10 protein-coding genes and 1 riboswitch are annotated in these 12,335 nt (G+C 67.3%); of the genes, 3 read left to right on the forward strand and 7 right to left on the reverse strand.

The features are described 5' to 3' along the window. Positions 1-87: 87 nt before the first annotated feature. Positions 88-2,328 (reverse strand): NADP-dependent isocitrate dehydrogenase, encoded by a 2,241-nt coding sequence (locus tag AWB94_RS08325; RefSeq protein WP_062659825.1) that lies wholly within the window; start codon positions 2,326-2,328, stop codon positions 88-90. Between the two features lie 279 nt (positions 2,329-2,607). Further along, a riboswitch (SAM riboswitch) is annotated at positions 2,608-2,726 on the forward strand. Positions 2,727-2,772: 46 nt separating this feature from the next. Here AWB94_RS08325 and AWB94_RS08330 point away from each other — a divergent pair. Genes AWB94_RS08330 through AWB94_RS08340 form a run of 3 tightly spaced genes read left to right on the forward strand, consistent with a single transcriptional unit; the run spans position 2,773 to position 5,938 of the window. Then, on the forward strand, positions 2,773-4,101 hold the full coding sequence (locus AWB94_RS08330) for a bifunctional o-acetylhomoserine/o-acetylserine sulfhydrylase (protein ID WP_062659826.1): 1,329 nt from the start codon (positions 2,773-2,775) through the stop codon (positions 4,099-4,101). Further along, the gene (gene metX / locus AWB94_RS08335) at positions 4,098-5,210 is read left to right on the forward strand and encodes a homoserine O-acetyltransferase MetX (protein WP_062659827.1); all 1,113 of its coding nucleotides are present in this window, start codon (positions 4,098-4,100) and stop codon (positions 5,208-5,210) included. The genes AWB94_RS08330 and metX overlap by 4 nt, the downstream gene beginning before the upstream one ends. Then, positions 5,207-5,938 (forward strand): class I SAM-dependent methyltransferase, encoded by a 732-nt coding sequence (locus AWB94_RS08340; protein WP_062659828.1) that lies wholly within the window; start codon positions 5,207-5,209, stop codon positions 5,936-5,938. The genes metX and AWB94_RS08340 overlap by 4 nt, the downstream gene beginning before the upstream one ends. Here AWB94_RS08340 and AWB94_RS08345 read toward each other — a convergent pair. From AWB94_RS08345 to AWB94_RS08370, 6 genes are read right to left on the reverse strand one after another with little or no spacing between them, the layout of a single operon-like run. After that, the gene (locus AWB94_RS08345) at positions 5,902-7,434 is read right to left on the reverse strand and encodes an FAD-dependent monooxygenase (protein WP_062659829.1); all 1,533 of its coding nucleotides are present in this window, start codon (positions 7,432-7,434) and stop codon (positions 5,902-5,904) included. The two genes, AWB94_RS08340 and AWB94_RS08345, sit on opposite strands and share 37 nt — an antisense overlap. After that, complete coding sequence (locus tag AWB94_RS08350; RefSeq protein ID WP_062659966.1) at positions 7,427-8,050, reverse strand: TetR/AcrR family transcriptional regulator; 624 nt, start codon at positions 8,048-8,050, stop codon at positions 7,427-7,429. The genes AWB94_RS08345 and AWB94_RS08350 overlap by 8 nt, the downstream gene beginning before the upstream one ends. 49 nt (positions 8,051-8,099) lie before the next feature. Beyond that, complete coding sequence (locus AWB94_RS08355) at positions 8,100-9,188, reverse strand: ABC transporter ATP-binding protein (protein WP_062659830.1); 1,089 nt, start codon at positions 9,186-9,188, stop codon at positions 8,100-8,102. A 3-nt stretch (positions 9,189-9,191) separates the two neighbouring features. After that, positions 9,192-10,100, reverse strand: coding sequence for a carbohydrate ABC transporter permease (locus AWB94_RS08360; protein ID WP_062659831.1), 909 nt, complete (start codon positions 10,098-10,100; stop codon positions 9,192-9,194). Further along, positions 10,097-10,984, reverse strand: a complete 888-nt coding sequence (locus AWB94_RS08365; RefSeq protein WP_062659832.1) for a carbohydrate ABC transporter permease — start codon at positions 10,982-10,984, stop codon at positions 10,097-10,099. The genes AWB94_RS08360 and AWB94_RS08365 overlap by 4 nt, the downstream gene beginning before the upstream one ends. Before the next feature lie 11 nt (positions 10,985-10,995). Next, positions 10,996-12,276, reverse strand: coding sequence for an ABC transporter substrate-binding protein (locus tag AWB94_RS08370; RefSeq protein ID WP_062659967.1), 1,281 nt, complete (start codon positions 12,274-12,276; stop codon positions 10,996-10,998). Positions 12,277-12,335 lie beyond the last annotated feature (59 nt).

Genomic DNA, 12,335 nt, shown 5'->3' on the forward strand with positions numbered 1-12,335 from the left:
CGTCCCCGAAGAGCGATATCGCCGGTGATATCGCTCTTCGGAAACAGCCCTACCCACCCTCGGCGCGGCGGCGGCCGGCGCAGGAAACTACGCCTGCGCTGCGCCCTCCAGCGCGGCATTGAACGTCTTGCTCGGCCGCATCACCGCCGCCGTCTTGTCCGGATCCGGGTAGTAGTAGCCGCCGATGTCGGCGTGCCCACCCTGCACCTCGTTGAGCTCGGCGACGATCGCGGCCTCACTGTCGGCCAGCGTCTTGGCCAGCGGCGCGAAATGCTCGGCGAGTTCGCTGTCCTCGGTCTGCTCGGCCAGCGCCTGCGCCCAGTACAGCGACAGGTAGAACTGGCTGCCCCGGTTGTCCAGCTCACCGGCCTTACGCGACGGAGACTTGTTCTCGTCCAACAGCTTTCCGACGGCGGTGTCCAGCGTGTCCGCCAGCACCTTGGCCTTGGCGTTGTCCGTCTTGTTACCCAGATCCTCAAGGCTGGCACCGATGGCCAGGAACTCGCCGAGGGAGTCCCAACGCAGGTGGTTCTCCTCGATCAGCTGGCTGACGTGCTTGGGCGCCGAACCACCGGCACCGGTCTCGTAGAGCCCGCCACCGGCCATCAGGGGCACGATGGACAGCATCTTGGCGCTGGTGCCCAGCTCCAGGATCGGGAACAGGTCGGTCAGGTAGTCGCGCAGGATGTTGCCGGTGGCCGCGATGGTGTCCTTGCCGCGGATGACCCGCTCCAGGGTGTATCGCATGGCCCAGACCTGCGGCAGGATCGTGATGTCCAGCCCCTCGGTGTCCTCGTCCTTGAGGTAGGTCTTCACCTTCTTGCGCAGTTCGTTCTCGTGCGGGCGCTCGTCGTCGAGCCAGAACACCGTTGTCATCCCGGACAGCCGGGCCCGGTTGACGGCCAGCTTCACCCAGTCCCGGATGGCGGCGTCCTTGACGATCGGCATCCGCCAGATATCGCCCTCTTCGACGTTCTGGCTCAGCAGAACCTCACCGGTGTCCACGTCGACGATGTCGGCGACGCCGTCCTCGGCGATCTCGAAGGTCTTGTCGTGGCTGCCGTACTCCTCGGCCTTCTGCGCCATCAGGCCGACGTTGGGCACCGTGCCCATGGTGGTCGGATCGAACTGGCCGTGGGTCTTACAGAAGTTGATCATCTCCTGGTACATCCGGGAGAACGTCGACTCCGGGTTGACCGCCTTGGTGTCCTTGGTGCGGCCGTCGGCGCCGTACATCTTGCCGCCGAGGCGGATCATCGCCGGCATCGAGGCGTCCACGATCACGTCGGACGGCGAGTGGAAGTTCGAGATGCCCTTGGCCGAGTCGACCATCGCGAGCTCCGGCCGGTGCTCATGGCAGCGGTGCAGATCCTCGATGATCTCCTCGCGCTGCGAGGCGGGCAGCGACTCGATCTTGCTGTAGAGGTCGGACAGCCCGTTGTTGACGTTGACGCCCAGCTCGTCGAACAGCGCCTGATGCTTGGCGAAGGCGTCCTTGTAGAAGATCTTCACCGCATACCCGAACACGATGGGGTGGCTGACCTTCATCATGGTGGCCTTGACGTGCAGCGAGAACATCACGCCGGTCTTGTAGGCGTCCTCGATCTGCTCTTCGTAGAAGTCGCACAGCGCCTTCTTGCTCATGAACATGCTGTCGATGATGTCGCCGGCGTCGAGCTTGACCTCGGGCTTGAGGACGGTGGTCTGACCGGCCTTGTTGGTCAGCACCATCTTCACGGTGCGGGCCTTGTCCAGCGTCAGGGACTTCTCGCCGTGGTAGAAGTCGCCGCCCTTCATGGTCGCCACGTGCGTCCGCGAGGCCTGCGACCACTCGCCCATGCTGTGCGGATGCTTGCGGGCGTATTCCTTGACCGCCTTGGGTGCGCGGCGATCGGAGTTTCCTTCGCGCAGCACCGGGTTGACCGCGCTGCCCAGGATCTTGGAGTAGCGCTCCTTGAGCGCCTTTTCTTCGTCGGTCTTCGGGTCGCCGGGGTAGTCCGGTAGCGCGTAGCCCTTGCCCTGCAATTCCTTGATGGCGGCCAGCAGCTGGGGCACCGAGGCGCTGATATTGGGCAGCTTGATGATGTTGGCGCTGGGGTCCTGGGTCAGCGCGCCGAGCGCGGCCAGGTTGTCGGGCACCTTCTGCTCATCGGTCAGGTAGTCGTCGAACTCGGCCAGGATGCGCGCGGCCACGGAGATGTCGCTGGTCTGCACGTCGATACCGGCGGCGCCGGCGAAAGTTCGGATCACCGGGAGGAAGGCGTAGGTGGCAAGCAGCGGGGCTTCGTCGGTCAGCGTGTAGATGATGGTCGGCTGCTGGGCGCTCATGGTTGTTCTTACGGCCTCACTGTCGGTGTCAGATATGCGGCGTGCGACACGGGCCCAAAAGCGACGTTCCCATCGGTGGTGGGTGCCTTTTCCCTTGGCGTGTCACTGTCTGCTGAGGCTGTCCGGGTTCCGGCAGCTCTCGACGGCAACACTACAAGGGCCCCGTACCGCGTGAGGGGCCAACCTTGACTACTGACCAGTAGCTTTTGTCCCGCCGGGGCCGATGCCCCCGGTCAACCCAGTGGCCGTCGGCCGACGTGGTGAGCTAGGCTTTGCATCGGTCATGAGTGCCAGCACCAAGCCCCGGCTTGCTGGCCGGCAACCCTCCAACCGCGGTGGGGTGCTCCGGGTGAAGACCAGGTTGTGTAGTCGAGAGCGGCTACCGGCAAGCGCGGGTCCGTGCTGACGGACGGACCCCCAGACACAGATGGAGGTTCGTTTCACATGAGCACGCTAGAAGACAAGCTCGCGAGCTGGTCCTTCGAGACCAAGCAGGTACACGCCGGTCAGTCCCCCGACGCCGCGACCAATGCGCGGGCCCTGCCGATCTACCAGACCACTTCGTACACGTTCGACAGCACCGACCACGCCGCCGCGCTGTTCGGGCTGGCCGAGCCGGGCAACATCTACACCCGCATCGGCAATCCCACCACCGACGTCATCGAGCAGCGCGTCGCGGCACTGGAAGGCGGTGTCGCCGCCCTGTTCGTGTCCTCCGGGCAGGCGGCCGAGACGTTCGCCATCCTGAACCTGGCCTCGGCCGGTGATCACATCGTGTCCAGCCCGCGGCTCTACGGCGGCACGTACAACCTGTTCCACTACTCGCTGCCCAAGCTCGGCATCGAGGTCAGCTTCGTCGACAACCCGGACGACCCGGAGTCCTGGCGCGCGGCGGTGCGGCCCAACACCAAGGCCTTCTTCGCCGAGACGATCTCCAACCCACAGATCGATGTGCTCGACATCCCCGCGGTGGCCGCGGTGGCGCACGACAGCGGCGTGCCGCTGATCGTCGACAACACCATCGCCACCCCGTACCTGATCCAGCCGATCGCACACGGCGCGGACATCGTCGTGCACTCGGCCACCAAGTACCTGGGCGGCCACGGTTCGGCAATCGCCGGTGTCATCGTCGACGGCGGCACTTTCGACTGGACCAACGGAGGTTTCCCCGGTTTCACCGAGCCGGACCCCAGCTATCACGGTGTGGTGTTCGCCGACCTCGGCGCACCGGCCTATGCGCTCAAGGCGCGGGTGCAGTTGCTGCGCGATTTGGGTAGTGCGCTGTCGCCGTTCAACGCTTTTCTCGTCGCGCAGGGATTGGAAACGCTGAGCCTGCGTGTTGAACGTCACGTGTCCAATGCACAGCGGGTGGCCGAGTATCTGGTCGAGCATCCCGACGTCATCTCGGTCAACTATGCGGGTCTGCCCACCTCACCCTGGTACGAGGTGGGCCGCCGGATCGCCCCGAAGGGCACCGGCGCGGTGCTGGCCTTCGAGCTCGCCGGCGGTATCGCCGCAGGCAAGGCGTTCGTCGACGCGTTGACCCTGCACAGCCACGTCGCCAACATCGGTGACGTGCGCTCGCTGGTCATCCATCCCGCGTCCACCACCCACCAGCAGTTGACCCCGCAGGAGCAACTGACCACGGGTGTCACGCCGGGCCTGGTGCGGTTGGCCGTCGGCATCGAGGGCATCGACGACATCCTGGCCGATCTGGAACAGGGCTTCGCGGCGGCCCGGCAGGTGTTGTCCGACACGGTGGCGGCAGTGTGACCGTGTCGGATACCCGCCCCGCCGTGTCCCTGCCGGCCGAAGGCGAGACCGCCCTCGTCGACATCGGCTCGCTGCCGCTGGAGAGCGGCGCGGTGCTCGATGATGTCACCATCGCCGTCCAGCGCTGGGGTGAGCTGTCCCCCGAGCGCGACAACGTCGTGATGGTGCTGCACGCCCTGACGGGTGACTCGCACGTGACCGGTCCGGCCGGCCCAGGCCATCCCACTCCTGGCTGGTGGGACGGTGTGGCCGGGCCGGGCGCCCCCATCGACACCGACCGCTGGTGCGCCATCTCGACCAACGTGCTCGGCGGCTGCCGCGGCTCCACCGGCCCCAGCTCGCTGGCCAGGGACGGCCGTCCGTGGGGTTCACGGTTCCCGACCATCACCATCCGCGACCAGGTGAACGCCGATCTGGCGACGCTCGCCGCGCTGGGCATCACCCAGGTGGCGGCGGTGATCGGCGGTTCGATGGGCGGCGCCCGGGCGCTGGAATGGATCATCGGACACCCGGACACCGTGCGCACGGCACTGGTCCTGGCCGTCGGCGCGCGAGCGACCGCCGACCAGATCGGGACGCAGAGCAGCCAGGTGGCCGCCATCAAGGCGGACCCGAACTGGCAGGGCGGTGACTACCACGGCACCGGGCGCCCGCCCAGCGCCGGGATGGAGATCGCTCGGCGGTTCGCCCACCTGACGTATCGCGGTGAGACCGAACTGGATTCGCGGTTCGGCAACGACGTCCAGGGTGATGACGACGCCCGCTTCGCGATCGAGAGCTATTTGGAGTACCAGGGCGCGAAGCTGGTATCGCGGTTCGACGCGGGCACCTACGTGGCGCTGACGGACGCGCTGTCCAGCCACGACGTCGGCCGCGGCCGGGGCGGGGTGGCCGCCGCGCTGGAGTCCTGCCAGGTGCCGGTGATCGTCGGGGGAATCACCTCCGATCGGCTGTATCCCATTCGTCTGCAACAGGAATTGGCCGACCTGCTACCCGGGTGCTCGGGGCTCAACGTCGTCGATTCGATCTACGGCCACGACGGCTTCCTGGTCGAGACCGACTCGGTGGGCGCCCTCATCCGGCAGACACTGAAGCTCGCATCGCAGTGAGCGAGTCGACCCGGCCCCGGTCGCTGTCCTTCGGGGAGGAGGCCGCCGCTTACGAGCGCGGCCGCCCGTCCTATCCGCCGGAGGCGATCGACTGGCTGCTGCCGGCGGGCGCGCACACCGTGCTCGATCTGGGCGCCGGTACCGGCAAGCTGACCATCCGGCTGGCCGAACGCGGACTCGACGTGATCGCCGTCGACCCGATCCCGGAGATGCTGGAGGTGCTCACCGCCTCGCTGCCGGACACACCGGCACTGCTGGGGACGGCCGAGGAGATCCCGCTGGCCGACGACAGCGTGGATTCGGTGCTGGTGGCCCAGGCCTGGCATTGGTTCGACGCCGACCGTGCGGTCGCCGAGATCGCCCGGGTGCTGCGTCCCGGCGGCCGGCTCGGGCTGGTGTGGAACACCCGTGACGAACGGATGGGTTGGGTGAAGGACCTCGGCCGCATCATCGGCCACGAGGACCACGCGCTGGAGCAGAAGGTGATCCTGCCCGAACCGTTCGTCGCGGTCGAGCGCGCGCATTTCGAATGGACGAGTTACCTGACCCCGCAAGCCCTCATCGATCTGGTGGCCTCGCGCAGCTACTGCATCACCTCACCGGCCGAGGTTCGCACCCGCACCCTGGACGAGGTCCGCGAGCTGTTGAGAACCCATCCGGCGCTGGCGAATACGACCGGCCTGGCATTGCCCTACGTGACGGTGGGTATCCGGGCGACGCTGGGCTGACCGCACCAGCGCGCCACCGCTGCCGCCAAACCGTGCGCCGCTGCCGCGTCGATCGTGTCGGCTGCCCACGCGACGTAACCGTCGGGCCGCAGCAGCAGCGCGGCGGGCGCTGCCGCGCATCCGCCGGTCACCACGTACACCCGGTCCGGCAACCCCGTCACGGCGAGCACACCACCGGACAGGTCGAGCAGCACCGGCCGCGCCTCGTGCAGCAGGTCGGCGACCCGCCGGCCGTCGTCGAGGGTCAGGTCGGGCACCATCCGGCCGGCCAGCGGATGGTCGTCACCGACGTCGTAGCGCACATCGGACCCGGCCAGCAGCCCGGCGAGGTGGGCCGCCACCTCGGGTTCGGCCGCCAGCTCAGCGAAAAGTGTTCGCAGCGCGTCGACTTCGGGCCCGGGGGCGGCGAGCGCGAGCTGTGCCATCGAGTGCATCATCACCCGCTCCCCCACCGGATACCGCTCGCTGTGGTAGGTGTCCAGCAGGGCGTCGGCCGCCCAGCCGTTGACCACCGCGGCCAGTTTCCACCCCAGGTTGACCGCATCCTGCATGCCGAGGTTCAGGCCGGGGCCACCCATCGGCGAATGCACGTGCGCCGCATCGCCGAGCAGCAGCACCCGGCCCACCCGGTAGCGCTGCGCCTGGCGGCTGTTGATGCCGTCGAGCCGGCGCAGGGCATGCGCGCCGGCCTTTCTCGGCGCTTCCAGCGGAACGTCGACGCCGAGGATGCGGCGCAGGCTGCACCGGAGCTCGTCCAGCGAGACGGGACCGTCGGCGCCGCCGACGGTCCAGCCGTATTCGACGGTGCCCACCATCGGCCGGTCCGGCTCCAGCGGGAACACCACGGTCGAGCCGCGCTCGAACCTGCTGTAACCGAAGGGCAGCAACCCGAAACCCGGCAGGTCGTAACCGCGGCCGGGCACCAGCAGATTCTCGGCCAGGTGCACGTGAGCGATCCGGCTGACGATGTCGGAGGTGTGGCCGGTGAACTCGACGCCGAGGTTCTTGCGCACCATGCTGCGGCCGCCGTCGGCGCCGACCAGGTATTCGGCGGTCAGCTCATAGCGGCGACCGTCCGCGTGCACGGTAGCGGTGACCACGTCGTCGGTCTGCCGGAAATCAGCGAGGGCGTGACCCCACCGGATGTCCACCCCCAGATCGCGAGCCCGCCGTTCCAGCAAGCGCACCAACCGAGGTTGCGGGACCAACAAGGCGTACATCGGGTTACCTTGCAACCCAAGGAAGCTCAGCGACATCCCGGCGAACATCCAGCCCGGGGAAGGCGTCGGCGGACCATCCTCGCCGCCGAACGCGTGATAGAGGCCGCGCATGTCCAGTTGGCGGATCACCTGGCCGACGAGCCCGTTGGCCTTCGGTTCGGCGCTGGGTCCGGGCAGCTGGTCCAGCACCACCGCACGCACACCCGCCAGCGCCAGTTCGCAGGCCAGCAGCAGACCGTTGGGGCCAGCGCCCGCGATCACCACCGGCTCAGCCATGGCCGGTCCCCGGTTCGGCCAGGCCGGCGGCGACGGCCGCGAATCCCCGTCGCAGTAACTGCGGGAAGGCGACCGGCGGGTCGGCCTTCGTGTAGGCGTCGGCGGCCGCGTCGCCGACGGCGTGCACCACCCCGGCGACCAGCCGCGGGTACATGTCGGTCTCCGGGTCGGTACCGGTGCGTTCGGCGATCACCGCGATCCATTCCTCGAGCAACGCCCTACCCACGGCGCCGCGAATCTCGGGACTCATCAACAGTTTCCGGACCTCGACGAGTTCTTCGCGGGTGGGCACACCGGATTCAGGCCCAGCCTCGGCGAGATCCTGCTCCAGCGGGAGCAGCACGGATTCGGTGATCGCCGTCCACAGCGGTTCGCCGGCCGGGCGGGCTCGAAGCTCGGCGATGCTGCGGCGCAACCGCTCGGTCTGCCGGTAGGCCAGCGCCTCGTACTTGCCGGTGAAGTAGTTGTTGAAGGTGCGCAGCGACACCCCGGCCAGCCGGGCGATGTCCTCGCGGGTGACGTTCTCCAGACCGTGCCGGAAGGTCAGTTCCAGCGCGGCGTCGCTCAGCGCCCGGCGGGTGTCGAGCTTCTTGCGTTCACGCAATCCGGCTGCCATGTCGCCAGCGTACATATTTTTGCCCGCCGGGCAAGTTTCTCCGGAAGGGCTACAGCGCGACGCGTTCCCGGTCGCGCCGGGCGACTCCGGTCTGAGCATCGAAGAAATGCGTCCGTTCCGGTGGCAGCACCAGGCCGATGTCGGTGCCCGGCGCCAGCACGGTATCGGCGGGTGCCTGCGCGATCACCCGGGTCTGTTCGTCACCGGTGCCGACGACCGTGGTCACCAGTACGTGACTGCCCAAGGGTTCGACGAAGTCGACACGAGCCGCCAACATGCCGGCTGCCCACTGCCGATGCACCTGCAGGTGCTCGGGTCGCACCCCCACGGTGACCGGACCGTCCGCCGACCCCGCCGGCGCCACCTCGGCCCCACCGATGTGCAGCAGGCCGGACCGGATCACCCCCGGCATCAGGTTCATCGGCGGGCTGCCCATGAACGCCGCGACGAAGGTGTTGGCCGGCCGGTTGTAGATATCGTCGGTGGTGCCGATCTGCTGCACCTCGCCCTCGGACATCACGCACAGCCGGTCCCCCAGCGTCATCGCCTCCACCTGGTCATGGGTGACGTAGATGGAGGTCACCGGAACCTCTCGGTGCAGGCGCTTGAGGTCACCGCGAACCTGGTTGCGCAACTTGGCATCCAGATTCGACAGCGGCTCGTCGAGCAGGAACGCCTGCGGTTGCCGCACCAGCGCCCGGCCCATCGCCACCCGCTGCCGCTGGCCGCCCGACAGCTGCCCCGGCTTGCGGTCAAGAAGCGCGGTGATCTGCAACAGTTCTGCCGTTTCCCGCACCCTGCGGTCGATTTCGGCGCGCGGGGTGCGACGCTGCCGCAGTCCGTACGCGAGGTTGCGGTACACCGACATGTGCGGGTAGAGCGCGTAGTTCTGGAACACCATCGCGATATCCCGCTGGCCCGGGGTGAGATCGTTGACGACGGTGCCGCCGATCCGGATTTCACCGGAGGAGGGTTTGTCGAGTCCGGCCAACATCCGCAGCGCGGTGCTCTTACCGCAACCCGACGGCCCGACCAGGATCAGGAATTCCCCGTCGGCCACCGTGAGGTTCAGCCCCTTGAGGGCATGCACACCGCCGGGGAATCGGCGGCTCACATCACGGAACTCTACTTCTGCCACCGCTCATCCCTTCAGTCCGGTGCTGGCCACCGATTGCACGAAATACCGTTGCGCGCCGACGAAGACCAGCAGCATCGGCAACAGGCTCATCACGTTGGCCGCCATCAGCAGCGGCCACTTCACCCGATGCGCTCCCTGGAAATAGCTCAGCCCCAACGGAATCGTCATCTGATCCTGAGAGGTGATCACGATCAACGGCCACAGGAAGTCATTCCAGGAAGTGAGCACCGTCAGGGCCGCCAGGGTCGACAATGCCGGCAGCGACAGCGGTAGCACGATCTTGAACAGCACCCCCAGTCGCGAGGTCCCGTCCACCCGCGCCGCCTCCTCCAGCTCCACCGGTACCGTCTGGAAGAACTGCCGCAGGAAGAAGATCCCGAAGGCGGTGGCCAGATTGGGCAGCATCAACGCCCCGATGTGGTCGATGCCCAGGCCGGCCCACACGTTGTCGCCGAACCATTTGACGATGAGGAAGACGGGGATCATGGTGACCTGGAACGGCACCATCAGCGTGGCCATCAATGTCACGAAAAGCGCACCGCGGCCCAGGAACCGGACCCGCGCGAAGGCGTAGCCGGCCAGACTGCAGACGACGAGGTTGCTCACCAGCACCACCGCGGTGACCATGACACTGTTGGCGAAGAAGTGACCGAACGGCGCCGCGGACCAAGCCTCGGCGTAGTTCTCGAACCTCGGGCTCTCGGGCACCAGCACCGGCGGGAAGCGGTTGGCCTCCCCCTCGGTCTCCAGCGACGTGACGACCATCCACAGCAGCGGAACGAGCAGCAGGAAGGTCAGCGGAATGAGCACCAGGTGCCACGGGCTGAACGGCAGCCGCAATCGCCGGCGCACCGGCGCCGGATCCGGTTGCCGCGCCGGGGCTGACGCGGGGCGGGACTGGATCGCGGTCATGAGGCGTACACGTGCTTGCGCGCGAGTCGGAACTGGATCGCGGTGATCACCAGGATGACCACGAACAGCGCGTAGGCCATCGCCGCGGCGTAACCGGCGTCGAACTGCACGAAGGCCCGGTCCCACAGGTAATAGACGATGACGGTGGTCGCCCGCAGCGGCCCGCCCCGCGTGGTGGCGTAGACCTCGTCGAACAACTGCAGTGCGTTGATGGTCAGCCAGACGACCAGGAACAGGTTCGCCGGGCCGAGCAACGGCACCGTGATGGTGCGGAACCGGGTGAACGCGCTCGCCCCGTCGATCGCCGCCGCCTCGTGCAGTTCAGCCGGAACTCCCTGCAGCGCAGCCAGGTACACGATGACCGAGAATCCGGTCCAGCCCCAGATCGTCATCGCCACGATCACGTACATCGCCTGCGCCGGGGAGGCCAGGAACGGTTGGGACGGGGCGCCGACGGCGTTCAGCGCCGCATTCACCAGCCCGTAGTCCCGGTCGGTGAGCCACAGGAAGATGATGCCCTGCGAGATGGTCGAAACCGCCATCGTGATGTAGGCGGCCGTGCGGTACACCGCGATGAAACGCAACGGGCGGTTGAGCGCTGCTGCTACCAACAACCCGACCAGCATCGTGCCGGGCACGAACAGCGCGGTGTAGACGATGGTGTGCTTGATCGCCTCGACGAATACCGGGTCCTGCGCCAGCTTGCGGTAGTTGTCCAGCCCCACCCACGGCGTCTCCGGCGTGAGCAGATCCGAGTGCTGAAACGACAGCACCAGCGACATCAGCACCGGCAGCAGACCGAAGACTCCGATGAGTGCCGCCGCCGGGCTCACCAGCATCCAGCCCGCCGCGCTGTCCGAATGCCGTAGCCGAAGCAGGGTCATCACCGCAGCCGCTACTTCCCGGCGAGCGCCGTGTCGGCGGCCTGGGCCGCGGCGTTCAGGGCGGCCGCGGGTTGATCCTTGCCGAGCATGACCGACACGACGGCCTGTCCCAGCGCCTCGGAAATGGCCGGATACTGCTCGACGGCCGGCCTGACCTTACGCACGTTGGCCAAGTTCTCCACGAAGGTGGCACTGCCGTCGAGCTTTTCGTTCAGTTGCTGACGGAATGCCGGATCCTGGCCGACGGACAGCCGGGTGGGCAGGTCACCGGTGCCCAGCGAGAACGTCTTGACCTGCTCGGGCGCGGTCAACCATCGGACGAAATCGGTTGCCGCCCGCTTGCGCCGGTCGCCGTTGTCGAACACCACCCAATTGTCCGGGCCGGAGATCGTCTGGTGCGCACCGGCCGAGCCGGCGAACGTGGGCATCACCTGGACGCCGTACTCGATATCGGAAAGCTGACTCAGATCCCATGGGCCGGTGACGAGCATCGCGACCTTACCGCTGTTCATCAGTTTGGGGCCGTTCTCGTTGGTGGTGTCCAGGTACAGCGACTTGTCGGTGACCGCCATCTGCTGCAGCACCGTCAGTGCGCGCGCACCGGATTCGGAGTTGAACGCGGCGTGCTGATGGTCGGCGGTCAGGATGTCGCCGCCGGCCTCCCACAGCATCGGAATGTAGTGCCAAACGGTGTCTTCGCTGCCGTCGGCGGGGATCAGCCAGCCGTACTGCCCCTTGGCCGGATCGGTCAGTTTCGCAGCCGCCGAGCGGAAGTCATCCCAGGTCCATTTCGGGCTCGGGGGTGCGACGCCGGCGTCGGCGAAGAGCTTCTTGTTGTAGACGATGGCCAGATTGTCCACCAGGGCGGGGACACCGACGATCTTGTCGCCCACGGTCGCGGCCTCCCGTTCGGCCGGATAGAAGTCCTGCCAGTTCCACTCCGGCTGGGACACCACCGAGGACATGTCGACGACCTGCGGGATCTTGGCGATGTTGGGCGACCACGAGCCGAACATGTAGGCGACATCGGGGGCACTGCCGCCCCGCACCGCGGTGAGCACCTTCTGCAACACCAGATCGTTGCTGGAGTACAGCTCACTGACCTTCACGTCGGGATGCTCCTTGTTGTACCGGTCGATCAGGCTCTTGAAGACCTCGCCTTCGGTGTCCTGATAACCGTGCCACACCGCGATCTCGATGGGGCCCGCCGACGACGAACCCCCACCGCCGCACGCGGCCAGCAGACAGGTGAGGACGACAACCATTGCGATGCACAGCCGGTGTCGGATCACGGTGGACACTCCTTTGTTGGCGACGTCTGGACGAGTGGGTGGATCTGTTTGGTGGGCAG

It is taken from the genome of Mycolicibacterium canariasense, assembly GCF_002101555.1.
Classification (GTDB): Bacteria; Actinomycetota; Actinomycetes; order Mycobacteriales; family Mycobacteriaceae; genus Mycobacterium; species Mycobacterium canariasense.